We start from the raw sequence: 23,030 nt of genomic DNA, 5'->3' as shown, positions 1-23,030 counted from the left end.
TTTATGATTGAATTGGGAGATGCTGAAAGCTTCTGACATCAAACAAACCCTTTGTCGTCATTTTCACATCAGGAATGACTGGGAGTGCCAAGAAGGACAGCGTCAAAAATGGATTAAAATCTAATGTAAAGCCTGTTTCTTTCAACGCTTCATGGAGTGCATGAAGGCTTTCATTTACAAGATGTGCCGGCTGATCTGAAAGTAAACCAGAGATCGGTAATGGCAGCGTATGAAGAGACTGACCCTCTTTGACAACCGTCAAACCGCCCCCTGCTTCTTTTAATGCGTCAATGGCTTTCACGATATCAGCATCATTTGTGCCAACCGCAATTAAATTGTGAGAATCATGCGCAACCGTTGTTGCAATTGCGCCCTTTTCTAATCCAAAGCCGCTGACAACCCCTATCCCCATTTCAGATAAGCCTTGATGGCGTTCAACAAGCACCATTTTTAATACATCTCTTTCTGTATCACTAGTGAATTGTCCGTTCGTTTCTGATGGAGAGATGCGTTCTAATTTTGTTTCTAGCTGATTTGGAATAATGCGGATGACATTCATTTTTTGATGAGCTGTGATAGGCAGAGACAGATCTTGCTCTTGAACGTCTATAGCATGAACAGATTGTAATAAGGCTGGACTTGGTGCAATTTTTTCGACACTTGGCTTGTACTCTCCATGCTGCGCCACCAATTCTCCTGCAATAAATACGCTGGTGATGTCTACTTGATGAAGATCAGAGACAAGCATAAAATCAGCATCAAAGCCTGGCGCAATGGCTCCCTTTGTTTTGAGGCCAAAACACTCCGCTGCGTTTAAACTTCCCATTTGATACGCTAAAAATGGGTCTAACCCTTCTTTTATAGACATACGTACTTGTTCATCAATACTTCCTTCAGCCATTAAATCATCTAAATGTTTATCATCGGTACAAAAGAAAAAACGTCTCGCATTCTTTTCATTCACAGCTGGTAAAACGTTTTTCACGTTTTTGGCAACAGAGCCTTCTCTCAGCATGACATACATGCCTCGTTTTACACGTTCAAGGGCTTCGCCGGCTGTTGTTACCTCGTGATCTGTTTGGACACTAGCTGTGCGGTAAACGTTTATTAATCGGTCCGTTAAGCCTGCTAAATGGCCATCAATCAATTTATTCTCATTTTGAGCATCAAGCAGTTTTTGAAGCATATCTTCTTCAGCCTGCTCCACACCGACGTAATCCATCACCTCGGCAAGACCAAGTACCTCTTTCTCTTGATACAAAGGCTTTAAATCTTTCGCTTTTAAAACAGCACCTGATCGCTCAAAACTAACTGCCGGTACGCAGGATGGCAGCATGAAATAAATATTTAAGGCAGCTTTTCTCGCTTCTTCCAGCATAAAACGGATGCCTGTGATCCCTGACACATTGGCAATTTCATGCGGGTCTGTTACGACAGTTGTCACACCGCGCGGGACGACAGCTTTGGAGAATTCAGCAGGGGTCACCATAGAGGACTCGATATGAACGTGGCCATCAATAAAACCGGGTACAAGCATTTGACCTGCTGCATCCAGCTCCTGTTCTCCCTCGTACTCTCCAATCCCTACTATTTGTCCATTTTCAACAGCGACATCAGCGTTTAGCCATTCCTGGTTAAACACGTCCATAACCTTCGCATGTTTAATCACTAGGGCTGCTTTTTTTCTCTTTGCAGCTACTTCAATTTGATGTCTGAAAAGCTCCTTATCCAACGACACTGCCTCCTCCAAGTAAACAATATAATGTTTCTTATCGTAAACGAATCTGTTTGCCCAGTCAATGACATTTAGAGAAAATCATCCAGATAAAAAGACTGATTTTTATTTCTGAATAGTGATAATTGCATGAATAATATGATGATTGACTTTAGCTGTTTATGCAGAACAAAACAGCCCTTTTAAATGTCTTCTTCCCTCTTCACTGTCCACCTCATGTGTACACAATCATATAAAAAAACACCCCGCCCAGGGTGTTTAATAATCGTTCTGCATTTCTCGTTTTTCAAAGCGTCCAATATCGGCTACTGCCCCAATGACAATCAGAATATCTTCTTTTTGAATCATTTCATCTGCGAGCGGTGAAACAATCACTTCTTTTCCACGCTTAATCGCCACAATATTAATGCCATATCTCGCTCTAATATCGAGATCTAAAAGAGAATGCCCTGCAAGCCTGCTGTTGGCAACGATTTCAATGAGGCTGTACTCATCTGACAGCTCAAGATAATCTAATACGTTATTGGAGATGATTTTATGTGCAATTCGTCTGCCCATGTCCCGCTCTGGATGAACGATGCGGTCAGCCCCAATTTTATTTAGTACCTTTTCGTGATAGTCGTTTTGCGCCTTTACTGTGACCATTTTGACGCCAAGCTCTTTCAGCATGATCGTCGTTAAAATACTGGCCTGAATGTTTTCACCAATCGCAACGATGACATGATCAAAATTGCGGATACCGAGATTTTTTAAAACAGATTCATCCGTCGAATCACCAATCACCGCATGTGATGCAATTTTCGCGTATTCGTTCACTCGATCTTCATTCATATCCATGGCCATGACTTCAAGTCCTTCTTCGCTCAGCGCCTTGCAAATACTTCCGCCAAAGCGTCCAAGACCAATGACTGCATATTCCTTTTTCATGTTCAGACTCCTTTTATCTCACTTACCATGCATTTTACTACGGTTTGATTAACGAATCCATATGCGAGCGAATTTTTTTGCGGAACGCTTCACTTAAGTAAAGATCTGCTCCTTTTTCAATTTCACTGCGGTAATGACCTGGCGGAGCAATTTCATCGCTTTTTTGAAGAACTAGAAAGGTTAAACAGTCTGCATATATTTGATCACCTATTTTGACATCGACAAATGCTGGACGATATGTGCCCTCATAGACGCCTTCTCGTTTGTACAAATATCGAATGGCATCAAAAGGAACCTCATATAAAACGCCCTCTGTTTCTCCGCCGTCTTCTACCATATCTGCTCTTGATCCATCAGGCCTCACCAACGTAAATCTAGTTGTAAAGCCGTTCAGAGCACCGCCGCCGATGATTTGTTTAAAATAATGATCAACTTCTGCCAGTTTAAATCTTGCATCATCCATACAGGAGCCATAGGCAAAATAATAGAAGGATGCCGGCTTCTGCTGCCACAGTCTATATTCCTTCCAGCAGCCGCTCTCGATCTCCTTCAGAGATGATGCCTTCTGCTTTGGTAAAGTGTATGTAACAGCCGCCACCAGCCCTTTGTCTGTCATGACATCGACCACCTGCTTGTCATACCCTTCCTCAAGAAAATCTATCTTATTCAGCGTGCTTGCGGTTACCTCGTACAATTCTCCATATACTGTGCTTTTCTCTTCTAGAACGCACGCAGGGTATCCTTGACCTGTATCATAGATTCTGCCGCTGATCCAAGCTGATTTAGCTAATGACCTGCTATCTTTCATATACGCCTCGTGGTGCTCTTCATGCTGCAAAAGCGTCCCATATACGAATAAAGCTTTCACCTTCATGAAATCACGTCCTCTCGCCTTTCTGCTGTCTGCATTTTTGCCACACAGGTAAATAGATATGAAAAGCTGTACCTTTTCCCAGCTCACTGACCACATCCATCCTACCGTGATGATCTTTTAAAATCGCTGCACAGATGGTGAGGCCAAGTCCCGTCCCTTCTGTTTTCGTGGAGAAGAAAGGATCATATATTTTCTGAATATCCTCTTCAGACATCCCTTTTCCTTCATCTTGAATGGTAATTTTCCATTCGTTCATCACTTTTTCTGTTGATATGTATATGCTGCCGCCTTCGGGCATTGCCTCAATGGCATTTTTGATTAAATTAATGAACAGCTGCTTCATTTGATTAGCGTCTGCTAATATAGCGCCGGCATCCTGCTTTTTAAATGGCTGTTTGAGATCAATATTCGAAAGGACTGCATTGGTTTTCAGCAATGTAATGACCTGCTCTAACAGTCCATGAAGCTGAACTTCTTGAAAATGGACCGACTGCGGCTTTGCCAGCACAAGCAGCTCACTTAAAACAAAATCAATCCGTTTAATTTCGGAAAAGATAATGTCAAAATAATCGGTTCTTTCAGGATATTGTGTTTTCATCAGCTGCAAAAAGCCGTTTACTGAGGTCAGCGGATTTCTGACTTCATGGGCGATTCCAGCGGCTATTTGTCCTGCAACGGCTAACTTTTGCGCCTGCATTTGCACTTGTTGATTTGATCTTTCAAGTTCAAGCTTTGCCAGCTTTTGTTTTGTAATATCTGCAACTGTTCCAATACCTCCAGTAAACTGGTGCTGCTCATCAAAGTAGAGCTTATAATGAACGTCTCCCCATACTTTCTTTCCCTCTTTATGAAGAAGCTGCAGCTCGATCCGCCCTGAATCTTTATGCTCTTTGATGACAGATGACAAATGCTGAATAACTCTTTCTTCTTGATCAAAGTACTGATTGTACTTCGTACCTAGACATTCATCTATGTCATAGCCGGTCATTTGTTTCCATGCTTGATTTAAGAAGATGATGTGCCCTTTTTCATCTGTTTCAAAGACAATTTCTTGCAAGTTATCTGTAATTCGATTCAGCCGCTCTGTCAGTTCGTGTGCTTCTTTTTCTCTCTTATTTAGATCTGACACAAGTAAATTCAAGCGGTCTACATATCCTGAGACAATCCAGATCCCTGCTAACACAACGACTGTAAAGGCTAGATCGAGCGGCCAATTAATTTGATAGCCGCCTAGATAATAAAAGAAATCCCAGCTTATGATTAAGATAAATGCAAGAACAGATAACACGATCCGCACTTGATATGTTTTCTTCAAATGATTCCACCTGCCGCCCTGAGATTCTTTGTCAATTGTACCATTTTCCACTTATTTTTTGAGGGAGATGGGGCATTTTTAAGGAACTTTTTTAAAGAAAAATAGCCTGTTCTCAGCACAAAGGAAGAGAGCAGGCTATTTTGATTACTTCTGAAGAGCTTCTTGCAGCTCTTTTAACAGCAGTTCTGCGCCTTCAGCGCTTAATGTAATTTGACCATTTCCATATTCATGGTTCTCTGATGTAATCTCACCAGTCATGAGACAAACGCCCTCTGGCTGATATTTTTTCAAGACGATTTTATCTCCATCTATAAAAAATTCCATACTGTCTTTAATAGCGATATCAAGTGCTCTTCTCAATTCGATTGGCATCACAATACGCCCTAGTTCGTCTACTTTTCTTACGACTCCGATAGATTTCAATTTCGTTCCCTCTTTCTTTCATTAGCTCAAGATCAATCTGTTTTTCACCAATTGATATATCGTAGACGTAAGAGATTCTTAAAAGGTTTCTCCTCTATAAAAATTTTTTTCATAAAAGAAAAAACAAAGGGAAAATTTATTGTGATTGTCAAAATGATACTTGAATTTTACAGATTCATTTCAAGGTGATCACAAACCCCCACAAATGACATCAACCCTCTGAACTTTTAAATGTAAAATTGTTTAAAACAGCAAAAATAGAGATTGGGTGAAAACATGTTTCAAAATGCCGAAATTGGAATTGATTTAGGAACAGCTAACATATTGGTTTATAGTAAAAATAAGGGAATTATTTTAAATGAACCGTCCGTCGTAGCAGTTGATACAGAAACAAAGACTGTACTTGCCGTCGGATCAGAAGCAAAAGAAATGATCGGGAAAACACCTGGGAAAATTGTTGCGATCCGTCCGATGAAAGACGGTGTCATCGCTGATTATGATATGACAACAGATTTACTTAAACAAATCATGAAAAAAGCAGGAAAAAATATCGGGTTTACCTTCAGAAAGCCAACTGTCGTTGTATGTACACCTTCTGGTTCAACAGCAGTTGAGCGCCGCGCGATCAGCGATGCTGTGAAAAACTGCGGAGCAAAACATGTGCATTTAATTGAAGAACCTGTTGCAGCTGCCATCGGTGCTGATCTTCCGGTAGACGAGCCTGTTGCGAACGTCGTAGTCGATATTGGCGGCGGAACAACAGAAGTTGCAATCATTTCATTTGGCGGCGTTGTCTCTTGTCATTCGATCCGAATTGGCGGCGATCAGCTGGATGAAGATATCATTACGTTTGTCAGAAAGAAATATAACCTATTAATCGGCGAACGGACTGCCGAACAGGTGAAAATGGAAATTGGGTATGGTCTTATTGAGCATGAGCCTGAATCATTAGAAGTGCGCGGGCGCGATCTTGTGACAGGACTGCCAAAAACGATCACACTTGTCTCTCATGAAATTCAAGGAGCCATGCGTGAATCACTTCTTCATATTTTAGAAGCGATCCGTGCCACATTAGAGGACAGCCCTCCAGAGCTAAGCGGAGATATTGTAGACCGCGGCGTCATTTTAACTGGCGGAGGCGCTCTTTTAAATGGAATACAAGAATGGCTTTCTCAAGAGATTGTTGTTCCAGTCCATATTGCAGCCAATCCCCTTGAATCTGTTGCAATTGGAACAGGTCGTTCATTAGAAGTGATCGACAAATTGCAAAAAACTTTAAAATAATCTTCTTGTTCTACTTCTTTTTTTGTCATTTCGATCATATCGTGAGAAATGGATAAACGTGAAGGAGGAAGAACATGTTGCTTGATTTAGGTAAACGGGTCGTTGTCACAGTCATTTTAACGGGTATTATTTTAGGAGGAATGAGCCTGTCGTTTTCACATATGCCGCCTTCTAATGCACAGCCTGTGAAACAACTGAACCGCTAAAAAAGCCGCACGAAAGCGGCTTTTTTATTTTGGCTTTAAACGGGCTCCCCATTTTCCTTTTCGGTCATAAATCTGATATGATGAACATGACTAAAGGAGGGGTTTTTTATGAGTTCATTTGAAAAACAACTAGATCAATATGCGAAGACCATCGTTGAAGTCGGTGTGAATGTACAAAAGGGGCAGGAAGTCGTTGTATCCGCATTTACTGAATCTGCACATCTTGTTCGTCTTGTAGCGAAACACGCGTATGAACGCGGGGCGAAAAACGTACATATCCGCTGGAGTGATGGTGTTCTCACCCGTTTAAAGTATGAACATGCACCGCAAGATGTATTTGAGCAATTCCCTGAATGGGAAGCACAGATGATGGAAACCATCGCAAAACGCGGAGGCGCTTTTATTACCATCCTGTCAGAAAGCCCTGACCTTTTGCGAGGCATTGATTCGAAAAAAATCGCTGCACAGCAAAAAGCTGCTGGTTCAGCACTACATACATATCGTCAATACGTTCAATCTGACAAAGTCGCTTGGACAGTCGTAGGTGCTGCATCAAAAGAATGGGCGAAAAAGATTTTCCCTGACCATACAGATGAAGAAGCTGTCACGTTATTGTGGGATCAAATCTTTAAAGTCGCACGCGCTGATCAAGCAGATCCAGTTGAGGCTTGGAAAAAGCACGATGCGTCATTAAACGAAAAGGTCAAAATACTCAATGAACGCCACTACCACAAGCTTCATTATGAAGCACCTGGCACAGACTTAACGATCGAGCTTCCAGAGCAGCATATTTGGGTAGGTGCTGGCAGCGTAAGTGAACGCGGCGTTTCGTTCATGGCCAACATGCCGACAGAAGAAGTCTTTACCGTACCGAAAAAAGACGGTGTAAACGGGACAGTCTCCAGCACAAAGCCGCTCAGCTATGCTGGAAACATCATTGATGAGTTTTCATTAACCTTTGAAAACGGCCGGATTGTGGATGTGAAAGCAAAAGAAGGCGAAGATATTTTAAAATCTCTCGTTGAAACAGATGAAGGCTCTCATTATCTAGGTGAGGTTGCCCTCGTACCAGATGATTCACCAATTTCTAACTCAAATATTCTTTATTACAATACACTTTACGATGAAAATGCATCAAACCACCTTGCCATCGGCAGCGGATATGCGTTTAATATCGAAGGCGGAAAAGAAATGAAACGAGAGGAATTGGATGCTGCGGGTGTGAACAGCAGTATTACACACGTTGATTTTATGATTGGTTCAAAGGAAATGAATATTGACGGAATCACAAAAGACGGGAAACGCGAACCGATCTTCCGAAATGGAAACTGGGCGATTTAATCAAAAAAAGACATCCACATTTGGATGTCTTTTTTTGTGTTATGCGTAAAGCTCTTCAAGTCTTTTTTGGATGTCTTGATCTGATAAAAACTCATCATATGTTGTTTGTTTATCGACGATGCCATTTGGCGTCACTTCGATAATCCGGTTTGCGACTGTTTCAACAAACTGATGGTCATGAGATGAGAAGAGCATAGCTCCTTTAAAGCTCATGAGACCGTTATTCAGCGCTGTAATGGATTCTAGGTCTAAGTGGTTCGTTGGCTCATCCAACAGCAATATATTCGCTCCAGACAGCATCATTTTTGATAACATACAACGAACCTTTTCTCCTCCTGATAAGACACTTGCTTTTTTCTTCACTTCTTCCCCAGAGAAAAGCATACGTCCCAAGAAACCACGCAGGAAGCTTTCGCTTTGATCATTCGGAGAATATTGACGGAGCCAATCCACGAGATCAACATCGTTTCCTTCAAAGTATTCACTATTATCTTTCGGGAAAAAGGCTTGTGACGTTGTGACGCCCCATTTAAATGATCCGCTGTCTGGCTCCATTTCACCAGCAAGGATCTTAAATAAAGTGGACACAGCAAGCTCATTACGGCTTAAGAACGCAATTTTATCTTCGCGGTTCATAATAAAGCTGACATTATCCAGTACTTTTACACCGTCAATTGTTTTTGATAGACCTTCTACTTGAAGGACATCATTTCCGATTTCGCGCTCTGGTGCAAAATGGACATACGGATATTTACGTGAAGACGGCTTAATGTCATCTAAAGAGATTTTATCAAGCAATTTCTTTCTTGATGTCGCTTGCTTCGATTTAGAAGCGTTCGCACTAAACCGGGCAACGAATTCTTGAAGCTGCTTAATTTGTTCTTCTTTTTTCTTATTTGCTTCTTGGCTTAGTTTCAGCGCTAACTGGCTGGACTCATACCAAAAATCATAGTTACCGACATATACTTGGATTTTTCCGAAATCAAGATCCGCAATATGAGTACATACTTTATTTAAGAAATGACGATCATGCGAAACGACGATGACGGTATTTTCAAAGTTAATGAGGAACTCTTCGAGCCACTGGATTGCTTGTAAGTCCAAGTGGTTCGTCGGCTCATCGAGAAGAAGAACGTCAGGCTTGCCAAATAAAGCCTGAGCTAAAAGTACTTTTACCTTTTCAGAACCGCCAAGCTCAGACATTTTCTTCGATTGAAGGCTTTCTGGAATGCCAAGACCCTTTAATAGGATCGCTGCTTCACTTTCAGCTTCCCAGCCGTTTAATTCGGCAAATTCACCTTCAAGTTCTGCTGCACGAATCCCGTCTTCATCTGAGAAATCAGGTTTCATATAGATCGCATCTTTCTCCTGCATCACATCATATAGACGTTTGTGACCCATGATGACGACTTTCAGCACTTCAAACTCTTCGTATTCAAAGTGGTTCTGTTTTAAAATCGCTAAACGCTCGCCAGGACTCATATGAACATCGCCCGTTTGAGGCTCAATTTCGCCAGAAAGAATTTTTAGGAACGTTGATTTACCAGCTCCATTGGCACCAATTAATCCGTAACAGTTGCCAGGAGTGAATTTAATATTTACTTCTTCAAATAGTTTACGATCAGCAAAGCGCAAACTAACATTATTTACTGCAATCATTTATTAATCCTCCATCACTCATTCATCATTATGAAGTATAACATGAATAACGTTTGATAGAAACGTCTCTCGCTAAGAACGAAGGCTTTTTGTCTATTATGCTATAATAAACGGGAATGATTGATTGAAGGAGTTCGGGCGATTTGAGATTACTCACACTGATGGAATACTGTTTATTGATTTTCTTTATGGGCATTTATTTATCTGCAACAGGCTTTAATGCGAGGGACTTTGGCCTTTATATTGGGCTTGTCCTGATTTACACACTGGTTCACATCTTTTCCAAACGCTTTTTACAAAAGCGGGGAAAAGAAAACCAAAAGATCGGATTGTTTCGATCCGTTTTAGCCATTATCGGATCTGTGTTCGCTTCTGTTCTTGCGATTGTGATCATTGTGACGGTGCTCACACCAAATTAAAAACGACCCTTCTGTAAGGGTCGCTCGTTCAAGTACCTTTCTCTTGCCCATGAGAAGGTGCTTTTATTTTGTCTGTCGAATATCGCCAAATGGGAAGAAAACAAATTCTGATGTCCCGACAACCCGATCCTTTTCAATGAGGCCAAGTCCATTTCGGCTGTCCATGGAATTGAGTCTGTTGTCCCCCATCACAAAGTAATCGTTTTTCGGTACTTTTACTGGACCAAAATCTCCAGTTAAATGCACTTCATACTCTTTCGCATGCGCCTTGTTCTCTTTTAAATAAGGCTCATCTACTTTTTTTCCATTAATGTAAAGCGTATCATCCTTCATTTCAATCGTATCACCTGGAAGGCCGATTAATCGTTTGACATAATGAATCTTCTGACCATCTTTTCCATTAATAATCACGATGTCACCGCGTTTCACACCACCGAGATAGTTAATGGTTTTGTTGACAAACAGCTTTTCCCCGTCATGAAGTGTCGGTTCCATTGACTCTCCTTCCACCACATACGGTTCAAATATAAACGTACGGATGAGCAAGACGAGCGCAAGTGCGATTAAAATGGCTTTGATCCATTCAAATAGTGAACTTTTCTTCTCTGTTTTGGCTTGCTTCGCATCAGATTGAATTTCATTTTCGTTTTGTTTGTTTTCTTCGTTCAAAATACTGCTTCCTCCTAAGACTTTCTGCTAAAAGACTTGAAACGTGAATTGAATAACTTTACTTTATCATATGTCATTTAAAAATTCACAAGACAACCATCTAATTAGATATTTTTTCCTAATTCACTGATAATTAAACAAAAAGAAGCACCGTTTTACACGATGCTTCTCTTCTGCATTACGCTTCTTGTCTGACTGGTTTTTTCAAAATACCCAGTAAAATCGCTGTCACAACAGCACCGATTAAGATGCTGATGATATAAAGAACTGGATGATTTGTTACCCAGAAAACAAATAGTCCGCCATGCGGTGCAGGAAGCGTCACTCTGAAGAATTCCGTTAATCCGCCAGCAACTGCTGCACCAATAACAGCTGAAGGAATCACACGAAGAGGATCTGCCGCCGCAAATGGGATCGCTCCTTCCGTGATGAAGGCAGCTCCCATGAAGTAACATGTAATCCCTGCTTCACGGTCACGTTTTGAGAACTTATTTCTAAAGATCGTTGTTGCAAGTGCAATACCTAGTGGTGGAACCATTCCGCCTGCCATAATCGCAGCATGCGGTGCATAGTTGCCAGCAGCAATCATCGCAAGACCAAATGTGTAAGCCGCTTTGTTAATTGGGCCTCCCATATCAATTGCCATCATACCAGCTAAAATAATACCCATTAAGACAAGGTTTCCCGTACCTAATGATTCAAGCCAATGTGTTAATCCGTCCATCACCATTTTCACTGGTGTGTTGACAATATAATGCATGATAATGCCTGTGAAGAAAATACCGAACAATGGATACAGCAGAACCGGTTTAATCCCGTCGAGTGTCTGCGGTACGAATGTGAATACTTTTTTGAGCAGCACAACAATGTAACCTGCTAGGAAACCAGCAATCAATCCGCCTAAGAACCCTGCACCTGCTGCTGACGCCATAAAACCACCGACCATACCTGGCGCAAAACCTGGACGATCTGCAATACTCATGGCAATAAATCCAGCCAATACCGCAACGATTAAGGCAAGCGCATTATCGCCGCCAATTCCTTTTAAGACAGCTGCAAATGAATTAAATGAAGGGTCCTTAGGATCGGCTGAGTTAATGCCCCAGAAGAATGAAATCGCAACAAGGATACCGCCTCCGACAACAAATGGAAGCATGTTACTTACACCACTCATTAAGTGCTTGTAAAATCCGCTTCTTCCTTTGCCAGATGATTCATTTTCCTCTTTAGAAGAACTGCCGCCTGAACCTTTATAAATCGGCGCATCTTGATTGATTGCTTTTTCAATTAATTCCTGTGGACGGCGAATACCAGCTGTTACAGGGACTTCAATGACATGCTTGCCTTTAAAGCGTTCCATTTCTACTTGCTTGTCCGCTGCCACAATGATGGCTGGTGCTTCTTCAATTTCTTTTGCTGTAAGGGCATGTTTAATACCGCCAGAGCCGTTTGTTTCAACTTTAATGTCAACGCCCATTTCTTTTGCTTTTTCTTTCAAAGCATCTGCTGCCATAAATGTATGGGCAATGCCTGTCGGGCAGGCTGTTACCGCTAAAATTTTAGCAGGTTTTCCTTCTGCAGCCGGCTCCTCTTGAACTTCCTCTTCTTCTTCATCATCTTGATCATGTGTATTGATGATCTCAATGATTTCATCTTCAGTCGCCGCTTCAAGGAGCTGCTTTCGAATTTCTTCACGCATAAGAAGTGTGGATAAACGAGAAAGTGCCTCTAAGTGCGTGTTGTTTGCGCCTTCAGTTGCGGCAATCATAAAGACAAGGTGACTCGGCTGCGCGTCTAGTGACTCATAATCTACACCAGCAGTTGAGCGGCCAAATGCAATGGCAGGCTCTTTTACACTCGCTGTTTTAGCATGCGGGATGGCAATTCCTTCGCCAATACCAGTAGAGCTCTGTTTTTCACGATTGATCACAGCTTCTTTGTAGCCCTCTTTATCATTTAACTTGCCTGCTGTATCTAAAACAGTGACCAGCTCTTCAATGACTGCTTCTTTCTGCTGGCTGTCTAATTGAAGCTTAATGGTATGCTTCGTGAGTAGTTCTGTAATTTTCATGATGACTCCTCCTTTAAATGCGTGTGACTTTTACTTGTGGTAATAGTGTGTCAACAAGCTCTTTTGTGCCAAGCTCCTCAGAAAAGGCTGTAGCGCTTCCTGAAGTAACACCAAGCTTAAATGAATCTTCAATTGAAAGGCCTTTTGAAACGCCGGCTAAAAACCCTGCAACGACTGAATCTCCTGCTCCAACTGAATTAACGAGCGTTCCCTTTGGAACATTGGATTGATAGATTCCTTCTTTACTGAATAATAGGGCACCATCTCCAGCCATGGAGACGATGACATGTTCAGCACCTTGTTCTAACAGCTTTTCCCCATAAGGAATTGCTTCTTCTGCTGATGAAATACTCGTCTCAAACATTTCACTCAATTCATGATGATTTGGCTTCATTAAGAACGGTTTCATGTCTGCTGCTTTTTTTAACGCTTCGCCAGAAATATCAAGAACAACTCTTACACCTTGCTCTCTGCAAACTTCAGCAATACGCTCATATGTGTTATGAGGTAATGAAGAAGGAATACTGCCAGCTAAAACCACGACATCTCCTTCAGTCAATGAAGAAAATTGAGATAGAAACGACTCAAATTGCGCTTCAGTAATTGATGGGCCGAGTCCGTTGATTTCTGTCTCTTCACCTGTTTTTAGTTTCACATTGATTCTTGTATCTTCTGACACCTCGTGAAAGGCTGTTTGTAATTGTTCGTTCTGTAAAAAATCTTGAATATATTTGCCTGTAAATCCACCAATGAATCCAAGTGCTTTTGATTCAACACCGTGACGTTTTAATAGCCTTGAGACATTGATACCTTTACCACCTGGATATTTTTGATCATAGGTTGAACGATTTAAACCGCCGACTGCAAAATCCTCCACGTGTACGATGTAATCAACTGATGGGTTTAAAGTAACTGTATAAATCATGTTTTCACTACCTTTATAACCGTTTTTTCATGGTAATTATCGAATGAATCCTCTTTTGCGTCGTTTGTGATAATGGTGGCTTCCTGTAAACTAGCAAAGGTTGAAAACGATATTTCGCCAAACTTCGAGGCATCTGATAAGATATAGGTTTTTTTCGCCTGTTTCATGGCTCTTTTTTTCATGAGTGCTTCCTCTGGATCAGGCGTTGTAAATCCCGCCTCGGGATGAATGCCGTTTGTCCCAACAAAGCTTTTGTCAAAACGATAATTTTCCATCGCTGTCAAAGCTGCGGCTCCCACCATGGCTCCTGTTCGATGTTTCACTGATCCGCCTATCAAGTAAAAGGTAATGCCTTTTCTCATAAGTGCTTCAATATGCATCACACCGTTTGTCACCACAACAATATCTTGATCTGGATCGATATATTCAATCATTTGCTGTGTGGTTGTACCTGCATCTAAATAAATACAGTCGCCCTGTTTTAAAAGAGATGCCGCTGCCTCTGCTACCACTGACTTTTCTTGAAGGTTTTTGGCAGATTTCTCAAATACATCTGGTTCAAGGCGAATACTCGAAATCTTGGCTGCTCCTCCATGAACCCTTTTAAGAAATCCTTTTTCTTCAAGGGCTGATAAATCTCTTCTAATTGTAGATTCAGACGCATCCGTCATCATCGTTAAGTCCTGTATTTTAATGACATCATTTTCTTCTAAGCTGTCAATAATGAGTTGATGTCTTTCCGGTGTTAACATGAGAACACCCCTTTTGAAAACGTATTCATTTTGCGCGCACCTTTATTGTAATCGCTTTTTTCAACATTATCAATACAAAACAATCAAATACATTCAATAACTATCAAAATCTTTCACCATGGTCATCTTACCTTTATATGTACCATTTGTAAACTGAAAAATATGTGACATTAAGATGAAAGTCATGATATTAGCATTTCTATCATTTTTTATTTCATTCAATGGAACTAAAAAAAGCTTCTATGCGATTTGCATAAAAGCTTTTGATGTGTAATGAAGGCAAATGTAAACCATTTGTATGCTTTTTTCTTCTCCGAATCATTCATACCTGAGCGATTCAATAGGGTCTAGTCTCGCTGCTTTATTCGCAGGAATTAACCCAAAAACAATTCCAATGAGCATACTAAACAGTACGCCTCCACAAACCACTTGCCAAGATACGAGAGACGGCCAGCCGGCAAATAGTGATACTAGCGAAGCACCGCCTAATCCAAGTGCAATTCCCATCAGCCCGCCGATGAGTGTTAAAACGACAGACTCAATTAAAAATTGAACGAGAATTTGCGCCCTTGTTGCGCCCATCGCCTTTCGAATACCGATTTCTCTTGTCCTCTCTGTCACAGAAACGAGCATAATATTCATCACACCGATGCCGCCGACAAGTAAAGAGATTCCGGCTATTGAGCCAATGATCGTTGTCATAACGGACGTTATTTGACCGATCCCCTCTGCGATTTCTTCCATATTGATCATTTCGTAAGCTTCTTCTGTATGATGATTTTCATTTAGTATGGCAGCCGCGCTCTTTCCTACTTCCTTCATTTGATCCGCATGTGCGACTTGAATAGACAACTTATCATATTCATTCATACCAAATGTGGAGGTGAGCATCGCAAATGGGACATATATTTCATTCATATCAAATGAAAACATCCCTTTCTGTTTTGCTAACACACCGATGACTTCAACTGGCTGTCCGTTCATCCAAATCAGTTCACCTAATGCCTTTTGTCCATTGAATAGTTCTTTTTGTAAGCCATCCGAGATGAGGGCAGCTCTTCTGCCGCTTCTAAAGTCAATATCTCTTAAATTCTGTCCTTCTGCGATTTGTAATGAATGTACATCCGTATACCCCTCATTTATGCCGTTAACGGTCGCATCAACTGTCGTATCTTGAAATCTCAGCTGCATTCCTTGTGCAGTCGAGGAAGCGACCTGCTTCACCCCATTGATTGTCCTAATGCTTTTTATGTCTTCCTCAGTAAATGAGGCTTCGAATAAAGCATTTGGATTTACATTTAACTCTTCGTCAGAAGGCGTATATGTCATATCAATGGTATTGTTTGGACCTGAAATCGATCCTTTTAACATTTGCTCACCGCCTTGACCGATCGCCACGACTGCAATGACTGATCCAACACCAATAATAATCCCAAGCATCGTTAAAATAGAACGTAATTTATGAGCTAAAACCGAATTCAGCGCTATTTTGATATTTTCAAAGAGTTTCATTCATAGCGTCCCCTTGTATCCATCTATCTTCAACAAGCCGTCCATCTCTCACAACGACCGTACGGTTTGTATACGCAGCTATTTCTTCTTCATGGGTGACAAGCACAATCGTTGTCCCTTCCTCATTCAGCTGTGTAAACTGTTCCATAATTGACATGCTTGTTTTTGAGTCGAGCGCACCAGTCGGTTCATCTGCTAAAATAAGCTGAGGCATATTGACAATCGCTCGTGCAATGGCCACCCTTTGCTTTTGTCCTCCTGACAACTCACTTGGCATATGTTTCATTCGATCTGCCAAACCAACCTTTTCAAGCGCCAATTCCGCACGTTCTTTTCTTTCCTTTTGACTGATCCCAGCATAAATCATTGGCAGTTCAACATTGCGCCTCGCATTTAACCTTGGTAGGAGGTGAAATTGCTGAAAAACAAATCCAATGGATTGATTTCGAATGACCGCAAGCTCTTGATCCTTTGCTGCTGACAGCTCTGTACCTTGAAAATGATATTGTCCTGTCGTCGGGCGGTCTAAACAGCCAATAATATTCATTAATGTTGACTTTCCAGAGCCGGACGGGCCCATAATGGACATATACTCGCCTTTTTCAATGACAAGATTCATGTCACTTAATACATCAAATGTTTCGTGTGCGACCTCATAGCTTTTTGTTACGTTGGAAAGCTGAATCATTCAGCATCCACTTCCATTCCGTCATACATATCATCTGCTATATGAGCAATGATTTGATCCTCTGCCTTGACACCTTTTGTCACTTCAAGATCATGACCTGACGTTTCCCCTATGACCACTTTTACTTTTTTCAGTACATTTTTTCGAACAACATAAACGTATTGTCCATCAGTCTCTTTTTTTACCGCTGTTTCAGGAATCGTTTGCGCTTGGCGCTTATCTGTTTCAATTTCCATGATCATTTTAAAACCAGGCTTCGCCTCAGGTTTCTTTCCCTTTATTTCAACTTCAACAGGATATTGAACCGTTTGATCGCTCGAAGTTGTTTCGGCTGTAGTCTGGACAGGAACAGCGCCCACTTTTTTCACGACTCCTTGCCAGCTCTTCCCGCGAATAACATCAGATGTTACCTTCACTTTTTGTTTCTTTTTGATTTTGATGGCATCATACTCTGAGATCAAACCCCGCACAATCATTTTTTTCTCATGACCAATATGGATGATCGGCTGTCTTTCTTCCGGTCCCCCTGCCCCGGCCTCTTGCTCAATGGAAATGACTGTTCCATCAATTTTACTATGTACGGTTAAATCTTCTATTTGCGCCTTTACTTTTTCTTGGCTGATCTCTGCTTGCTTTTGTTCTAATTCAGCCGCTTTCAGTTCTAATTGAAGCTGATCTCGCTCGCTTTTAGCATTAGCGTCAGATCCGCCTGCTTTTTTCTCATCTAATTCACTCAGCCTTTTTTGCAATTGTTCCAGTTTTAATGTACTTGACTCAGCCGCTAGTGCTTGCTGCTGCTCCTCAAGCTCCAGTTCCTTGTTTTCATATGTAAGAAGCGGCGTACCAGCCTTTACCTTTTCCCCTTCTTTCACAGCAATTCCCTTCAATTTCCCCTTTTCCTCTTCTTCATAGATGAACTGCTCTTCAGAGAACGAAAGTGTCCCGGGTGTCATCACCGTAGATGTGATTTCTTTCGGCGTGAGTTTGACTGTTTTAATCGCTGCTGTAGAAGCAGGCTTTGCTTGGTTTTTCGCAATATTAAATCCAATAAATAGTCCAATCACAATAATTAAAATAGATCCGATGATGATTTTCTTTCTCATAAAAACCTTCTACCCCCAGCTTACTGATATGTTAATTGCTGTTCCTATATATTGAAAAATTAACGATAAGATATAAAAAACGCCTATAATCACCCAAGAAATTCTCGGTGATATACGCCCAACTCGGATGAATAAAAAGCCTGTTAAAACAAGATTCCAGATCACAAAAAGATCGATATTGGCTAACACCGCCTGCCATGGACCAGACATTCGAATGAGCGCGTTTAACGAGGTAACCGTGATGTCTTTTGGAACATGAAAAAGGATGACTGCCAAATGAGAAATAATCGTTCCAATGATCGTAACGGGCGTAATGAACAGGACCGCTGAAAACAGCTGCCGAAATGATGCATCACCTTTCGCTAAAAATACGATGAACTTATATATAGCTGCATTGATGACAATGCCAAATACCAGGCCAATGAGCGTCACCACATAAACAACAGGTACCGGCAAACTTAAATCTGCCCACATTCCCTTATTTACGAGCTCAGACAAATAAGTCACAACGACTGTTAAAATAAGCACACAAGATAAAGGCCACCAAACAACTGGATGTTCCCATACTCTTTTCAGGTGCTCTGATGGTCTTGTGCTCACTCCAATGATCGTAGGTTTTTGCATGTTTTCTTTCATCAAATGTCATCCTCTCTATGTCAAGCAAGTATGCAAACGCACAATGACGCTCTTTTTCTTTCTATTTTATCAAAAGATTGCCAATAAGTGATCGATCATTTAATTTTCTTATTTTCGTTGAGAAAAAATTTTATCTATTATTCTATTTTCACGAATGAAATCCTTCAAATGACCTCATGATCCGACCATATTCATATCAAGAATCGTGCTTTTACTGACTTAAAAACATTTTATTAAGTAAACAATATGTCTTTCGGAATAAATATCCTTTTCTTTTGGATTCGCATGGTCTTACATAGACACAACAATTTTTTGTTAAAATAATCCTAGTAATTTCGGCAAATCCCGGCTTTATAGGACTATGAATGGTTTCTTTTACAGAACAAATAAGTCTTTAGTATCAATACTTTCATATTAAAAAATTAAAAATAAAGGGATTTTACTTGATCAAAAGTTATTTTTTCATATAATGTAAAATAGAGGTAGGTTAAATGATAGTGGAAATGGAGTCAAGTGAATGTTAAGAGAAAAATTGAAAATGCAATTGATTTTACTGTATGAAAAGGAACAAGAAGCATGGCAATACTTTCGAAAGGAAAGAGAATCGATTTATCATGAGCTCAAATTACTTGATATGAAAGAAAGCAGACCTTCTAACGACAAAATATACTACGCTGCAAGATGTGTAGATATTATTAAAGAGAAAAAGGGAAGCATTGTGAGCACAAAAGAATTAAAGGAACAGCTTCAAGCTCAAACAGATTTCAATGTGAGACGAATCAGCGAATTGTATGATCTCATTCAGCAGCTCGATCCTCACATTTCTAAAGCAAGAAGGGGATGTTTTATTTACGAAGATCACACCCAAGCACCTCTACAAACTTTTCACACATAAAAAATTGGTTACAGCCGGGTGGCCATAACCAAATCCTCTAATATCTATTATCCACCACTTACAGGAGGAATGAGTGCAACAGTGTCCCCGCTACGCACTTCAGCATTTCCCCTCGTATATATTTCGTTGACTGCAACCATTACATTTTGTGCAGCATCAACACCATATACCTCCTGTAATTCTATTTTAATCTCATCAACCGTTGTTTGATCTTTTTGAATGATGATTTGTTGTTTACCGGCCTTCTCAGCAAGGCCGGCGAACAATAACACATTAATCATGCTGATCACCTTCTTTTTCTGCAAGTTGAAGATGGCTAGGTTTACCTTCTGGATATGAAACCGTTTCAAGCTGATCACCTATCCAGGCCTCTCCGTCTTCCCAATATTCTTTTTTCCAAATGGGAACGATTTCCTTGATTCGTTCAATGGCATATTCATTGGCTTCGTAGGCAGCCTTCCTATGAGGAGACGAAACGGCGATCGCAACAGCAATATCCGTTATCTCAAGTGTTCCAATCCGGTGCACAATCGCTGCTTCAGTGTCAGGCCATCGATTCTTGATTTCTTGTCCAATCTGCCTTAGCATGCTTTCCGCCATTGGTATGTATGCTTCGTAGGTTAAACGCAATGTTTTCTTGCCGTTTGTCCATTCTCTGACCGTCCCGATAAACGTCGTAATCGCCCCTGCCTTTCGTCTTGTCACATGCTGAATCAATTCGTTTACCTCAATCGGCGTTTTTGTTATTTTAAAAAGTTCGCTCAAAACGTGCCGCCTCCCTTCAATAAGTGAAAAGCAAATGTCATCCCGCGCTTATCAAAAGCTGAAAACACAGGAAACGGGTAATTTTCGGTTAATGGATCCTCTTGAGAAAAATAAATAGCTGCTTGTATATTAGAAAGAGTTGAAAGGTCAATAAGCTCCTCTTCATTCTTGACACAAACGATTTTGCGATAAGGCGCCTGTTTGTACCCCTCTATGAGAACAGCGTCTAACGGAAGATGCTGACACATGTTGAGCAGCTGCTCTAACGTGAAGTCCTGCATCGAAAAGTGAAATTCACCTTCTCCTTCCACACCTGCGGCATATGCACCTGCCTGAATATATCGATCAGTATCTTTTTCTTTGAAAAGACGATCTGGTGTCCCGCCATGTCCATGATGTTTAAAGCAGCCTAGCTTCAGCCCTTCACATTCAGCCAGCTGACAGAGCTTTTCGATCAACGTGGTCTTGCCGCTATTTTGATAACCGACCACCTGTAATATGCTTAATTTGTCATCCAGCACGAGGAACCACCGCCTTTGTGCTGAAACAGCAGAACATCAACTTGATCACCTGCTTGAAAACCTCTTGTTCCCCCAGGCAGCACGATGAAACAGTCAGCCTCTGCAATAGAGGTCACTGCACTTGATTTATCAAGACCTGTCGGAGTCACACTGATGTGACTGCCAGTGAATTGAAGGGCAGCCCTGACAAAACGAGTAAACGGATTGGCTTTTGGAAAATCATGTGTGAGTTTCGCCTCAGCAAAAGCGGGAAATGGATTTTCTTTCATATACCATTTATAGATGATCGGCTTCACAAATAATTCAAAGCCCACAAAACAGGCAGCAGGATTTCCGGACAGCCCAAACAGCAATTGACCATTTGGCATTGCAGCCACAGTCGTCACACTTCCGGGTCTCATGGCTACTTTATTAAACAGGACCTTGGCTCCCAGTTTTTCATAAATGGCAGGCAGAAAGTCAAAATCGCCCACTGACACACCGCCTGTTGTGATCAGAATGTCTACCTTGCTTATGGCTGCTTTTACTGCATGATAACTTTTATCAAAGTCATCGGAGACTCCGCCTAAATCAAGCGGCTCAGCTCCGGCCTCAAGTACCTGCGCATAGACCATACTAAGATTACTATTTCTAATCTTGCCGTCCACCATGGCATCACTTACTTGAAGAAGCTCTGTGCCTGTTGAGATAATGCCAATCACCGGTTTTTTGACAACTGGCACTACCGCATATCCGAATGTCGCCAATAGACCCGTGACGCCAGGAGTGACATCTGTTCCTTTTTTGACCATCACGTTTCCTTTGAGTACCTCTTCTCCTTGACGAGAAATATTGTCTCCCTTTTTCAGCGGTCTTTTCAGTGACATGAATGATTTGCCGCCTTTTTCAAAAGTCTTCGTCAGTTCAATCATGATAACGACATTTGCGCCATTTGGAATTTTTGCTCCTGTCATAATACGAATGGCCTGAAAGGGACCGATGGTTTTTGCTGAGACCATTCCTGCACCAATATGATCAATGACTTCGAATTCAACTGGATGCTCGCTTGATGCTTCTTTTGTATCTTCTGCCCGAAGTGCAAAGCCATCATACGGAGAACGATCAAATGCCGGAACATCATGGTCTGCCAAAATATCTTCTGCAATAAACCGTCCAAGGCTGTCCTTTAAAGGGACCCATTCTATTTCTCCATGTTTTTCGTATTGGTGGACTTTCTTTATGGCCTCTTCTACTTGTATTGGCTGCCGTCTTTCCATCACACTTCACTCCTATATCCCTAGCAGTCTTGCTAGTAATGAATTGGCTTCTTTTTCATCATTTGTTCCATGGATTAATGCACGTCCCCCTTTGAAACAGACCATTCGGTAGTTTTCGTAGCGTACATGGATTAAGAAGTCGTTTACTTCCACCTCACATATAGATGAGAGCCGCTCTTTTATATGCTGAAATGATAGTTTTGCTAAATCCTTTGATACAATTTGAACGGTGTCACGTCCACAAAGCACCGTGGATTTTTTACGCTGGTCATGTAAATAAGGATAGGTTCTTGCCGTGCCGCAAGTTGGACAGTCTTTCTGCTTCGTGCGAGATAAATCCATTTTAAAGGATGTAGACTGCCAAAGATCAAACGTGACAAATTTCCGCTCGATTTGCTCTTCATGACCTGTTAAATATTTGAGTGCCTCTGTTTGCTGATAAGCAGAAACCATTTGAACGGCAGGTGAAATAATCCCCGCTGTATCGCACGTCAAGCCGCCAACAGGCATTGCCGTGAACACACATGATAAACATGGCGTTTTATCCGGCAATATGGCCATATACATCCCCTGACTGCTCACACAAGCGCCATATATCCACGGCGTCTTTGTTTCTAGTGATAAATCATTCATGACCATTCTTGTCTCAAAATTATCTGTTGCATCAATGACGATATCTGCTCTCTGGAATAACGGCCTTAACAGCTCCGCCCCTGCATCTTCAATCAGGGCGTGTATGGTCACTTCATAATTGATCTGCTCGAGACGTTTTTTTGCCGCAGCTGCTTTTGGCATATGCGCCTTTGCATCATGTTCCGTGTACAGCTGCTGCCGCTGTAAATTTGAAAATTCCACATAATCACGATCGACAATCGTAAGCGTACCGATGCCAGACCGGACAAGCCCTTCCGCAGAGGCGGTACCAAGAGCACCGGCTCCAACGATCAGAACATGACTTTCAGCCAGCGCATGCTGTCCTTTTTCCCCAACCGGAGGGAACAAGATTTGTCTTGAATATCGGTCATTCAATGCTGCTCTCTCCTCACCGTTTTTT

The 23,030-nt window shown here is 41.4% G+C and carries 24 protein-coding genes; 5 read left to right on the top strand and 19 right to left on the bottom strand.

The window, feature by feature from the left end:
* Position 1: 1 nt before the first annotated feature.
* The 5 genes from ade to MHH65_RS06965 all read right to left on the bottom strand — a co-directional run bounded on the left by ade (position 2) and on the right by MHH65_RS06965 (position 5,274).
* Positions 2–1,732: an adenine deaminase gene (ade, locus tag MHH65_RS06985; RefSeq protein ID WP_268414077.1), complete on the bottom strand. Its 1,731-nt coding sequence runs from the start codon at positions 1,730–1,732 to the stop codon at positions 2–4.
* Positions 1,733–1,993: 261 nt separating this feature from the next.
* Positions 1,994–2,662 carry a TrkA family potassium uptake protein gene (locus MHH65_RS06980; RefSeq protein WP_008345123.1) on the bottom strand — a complete coding sequence of 223 codons (669 nt, stop codon included), beginning with the start codon at positions 2,660–2,662 and terminating at the stop codon, positions 1,994–1,996.
* Positions 2,663–2,699: 37 nt separating this feature from the next.
* Entirely contained in the window at positions 2,700–3,536 is an 837-nt protein-coding gene (locus tag MHH65_RS06975; protein WP_268414078.1) for a gamma-glutamylcyclotransferase family protein, read from the bottom strand.
* A gap of 4 nt (positions 3,537–3,540) precedes the next feature.
* A complete protein-coding gene (locus MHH65_RS06970; RefSeq protein WP_268414079.1) occupies positions 3,541–4,851 on the bottom strand; it encodes an ATP-binding protein in 1,311 nt (436 codons plus the stop codon).
* A 144-nt stretch (positions 4,852–4,995) separates the two neighbouring features.
* On the bottom strand, positions 4,996–5,274 hold the full coding sequence (locus MHH65_RS06965; protein WP_024424746.1) for an AbrB/MazE/SpoVT family DNA-binding domain-containing protein: 279 nt from the start codon (positions 5,272–5,274) through the stop codon (positions 4,996–4,998).
* A gap of 276 nt (positions 5,275–5,550) precedes the next feature.
* On the opposite strand from MHH65_RS06965, the gene mreBH reads away from it, so the two are divergent.
* The 3 genes from mreBH to MHH65_RS06950 all read left to right on the top strand — a co-directional run bounded on the left by mreBH (position 5,551) and on the right by MHH65_RS06950 (position 8,105).
* Positions 5,551–6,558, top strand: a complete 1,008-nt coding sequence (gene mreBH / locus MHH65_RS06960) for a rod-share determining protein MreBH (RefSeq protein WP_024424745.1) — start codon at positions 5,551–5,553, stop codon at positions 6,556–6,558.
* A gap of 74 nt (positions 6,559–6,632) precedes the next feature.
* The gene (locus MHH65_RS06955; RefSeq protein WP_003210922.1) at positions 6,633–6,764 is read left to right on the top strand and encodes a protein YkpC; all 132 of its coding nucleotides are present in this window, start codon (positions 6,633–6,635) and stop codon (positions 6,762–6,764) included.
* A 108-nt stretch (positions 6,765–6,872) separates the two neighbouring features.
* Positions 6,873–8,105, top strand: coding sequence for an aminopeptidase (locus tag MHH65_RS06950; RefSeq protein WP_024424744.1), 1,233 nt, complete (start codon positions 6,873–6,875; stop codon positions 8,103–8,105).
* Positions 8,106–8,144: 39 nt separating this feature from the next.
* On the opposite strand, the gene MHH65_RS06945 is transcribed toward MHH65_RS06950, so the two are convergent.
* Entirely contained in the window at positions 8,145–9,764 is a 1,620-nt protein-coding gene (locus MHH65_RS06945) for an ATP-binding cassette domain-containing protein (protein WP_024426884.1), read from the bottom strand.
* Between the two features lie 143 nt (positions 9,765–9,907).
* On the opposite strand from MHH65_RS06945, the gene MHH65_RS06940 reads away from it, so the two are divergent.
* On the top strand, positions 9,908–10,183 hold the full coding sequence (locus MHH65_RS06940) for a hypothetical protein (RefSeq protein WP_024426883.1): 276 nt from the start codon (positions 9,908–9,910) through the stop codon (positions 10,181–10,183).
* A gap of 63 nt (positions 10,184–10,246) precedes the next feature.
* Here the strand turns inward: MHH65_RS06940 and lepB are convergent, their stop codons facing one another.
* The 8 genes from lepB to MHH65_RS06900 all read right to left on the bottom strand — a co-directional run bounded on the left by lepB (position 10,247) and on the right by MHH65_RS06900 (position 18,539).
* Positions 10,247–10,819: a signal peptidase I gene (lepB, locus tag MHH65_RS06935; RefSeq protein WP_029706712.1), complete on the bottom strand. Its 573-nt coding sequence runs from the start codon at positions 10,817–10,819 to the stop codon at positions 10,247–10,249.
* A 211-nt stretch (positions 10,820–11,030) separates the two neighbouring features.
* Entirely contained in the window at positions 11,031–12,923 is a 1,893-nt protein-coding gene (locus MHH65_RS06930; RefSeq protein ID WP_024424741.1) for a PTS fructose transporter subunit IIABC, read from the bottom strand.
* A 13-nt stretch (positions 12,924–12,936) separates the two neighbouring features.
* The gene (gene pfkB, locus MHH65_RS06925) at positions 12,937–13,848 is read right to left on the bottom strand and encodes a 1-phosphofructokinase (protein ID WP_268414080.1); all 912 of its coding nucleotides are present in this window, start codon (positions 13,846–13,848) and stop codon (positions 12,937–12,939) included.
* Positions 13,845–14,600: a DeoR/GlpR family DNA-binding transcription regulator gene (locus MHH65_RS06920; protein ID WP_268414081.1), complete on the bottom strand. Its 756-nt coding sequence runs from the start codon at positions 14,598–14,600 to the stop codon at positions 13,845–13,847. The genes pfkB and MHH65_RS06920 overlap by 4 nt, the downstream gene beginning before the upstream one ends.
* A gap of 318 nt (positions 14,601–14,918) precedes the next feature.
* On the bottom strand, positions 14,919–16,112 hold the full coding sequence (locus MHH65_RS06915; protein WP_073205022.1) for an ABC transporter permease: 1,194 nt from the start codon (positions 16,110–16,112) through the stop codon (positions 14,919–14,921).
* Positions 16,099–16,800, bottom strand: a complete 702-nt coding sequence (locus MHH65_RS06910; protein WP_024424737.1) for an ABC transporter ATP-binding protein — start codon at positions 16,798–16,800, stop codon at positions 16,099–16,101. Before MHH65_RS06910 ends, MHH65_RS06915 begins: the two co-directional genes overlap by 14 nt.
* Positions 16,797–17,903, bottom strand: a complete 1,107-nt coding sequence (locus MHH65_RS06905; RefSeq protein ID WP_073205021.1) for an efflux RND transporter periplasmic adaptor subunit — start codon at positions 17,901–17,903, stop codon at positions 16,797–16,799. Before MHH65_RS06905 ends, MHH65_RS06910 begins: the two co-directional genes overlap by 4 nt.
* Before the next feature lie 9 nt (positions 17,904–17,912).
* Positions 17,913–18,539: a YIP1 family protein gene (locus tag MHH65_RS06900; protein ID WP_024426877.1), complete on the bottom strand. Its 627-nt coding sequence runs from the start codon at positions 18,537–18,539 to the stop codon at positions 17,913–17,915.
* A 517-nt stretch (positions 18,540–19,056) separates the two neighbouring features.
* Between MHH65_RS06900 and MHH65_RS06895 the strand changes: the two genes are divergently transcribed.
* The gene (locus MHH65_RS06895; RefSeq protein WP_024424734.1) at positions 19,057–19,434 is read left to right on the top strand and encodes a hypothetical protein; all 378 of its coding nucleotides are present in this window, start codon (positions 19,057–19,059) and stop codon (positions 19,432–19,434) included.
* A gap of 47 nt (positions 19,435–19,481) precedes the next feature.
* Here MHH65_RS06895 and moaD read toward each other — a convergent pair whose 3' ends face one another.
* The 5 genes from moaD to MHH65_RS06870 are packed head-to-tail and all read right to left on the bottom strand — an operon-like array spanning position 19,482 to position 23,005.
* Positions 19,482–19,715, bottom strand: coding sequence for a molybdopterin converting factor subunit 1 (moaD, locus tag MHH65_RS06890; protein WP_024424733.1), 234 nt, complete (start codon positions 19,713–19,715; stop codon positions 19,482–19,484).
* The gene (locus tag MHH65_RS06885) at positions 19,708–20,199 is read right to left on the bottom strand and encodes a molybdenum cofactor biosynthesis protein MoaE (protein ID WP_024426876.1); all 492 of its coding nucleotides are present in this window, start codon (positions 20,197–20,199) and stop codon (positions 19,708–19,710) included. The genes moaD and MHH65_RS06885 overlap by 8 nt, the downstream gene beginning before the upstream one ends.
* Positions 20,196–20,720 carry a molybdopterin-guanine dinucleotide biosynthesis protein B gene (gene mobB / locus MHH65_RS06880; RefSeq protein WP_024424784.1) on the bottom strand — a complete coding sequence of 175 codons (525 nt, stop codon included), beginning with the start codon at positions 20,718–20,720 and terminating at the stop codon, positions 20,196–20,198. The genes MHH65_RS06885 and mobB overlap by 4 nt, the downstream gene beginning before the upstream one ends.
* Positions 20,702–21,979 (bottom strand): gephyrin-like molybdotransferase Glp, encoded by a 1,278-nt coding sequence (glp, locus tag MHH65_RS06875; RefSeq protein ID WP_024426875.1) that lies wholly within the window; start codon positions 21,977–21,979, stop codon positions 20,702–20,704. Before glp ends, mobB begins: the two co-directional genes overlap by 19 nt.
* Positions 21,980–21,988: 9 nt before the next feature.
* On the bottom strand, positions 21,989–23,005 hold the full coding sequence (locus MHH65_RS06870) for a thiazole biosynthesis adenylyltransferase ThiF (protein WP_024426874.1): 1,017 nt from the start codon (positions 23,003–23,005) through the stop codon (positions 21,989–21,991).
* Positions 23,006–23,030: the final 25 nt, after the last annotated feature.

It is taken from the genome of Bacillus sp. FSL L8-0654 (genome assembly GCF_038629965.1).
GTDB classification, from domain to species: domain Bacteria; phylum Bacillota; class Bacilli; order Bacillales; family Bacillaceae; genus Bacillus; species Bacillus safensis.
Note: the sequence above shows the minus strand (reverse complement) of the source record. Positions and strands in the feature narration are given on the sequence as shown.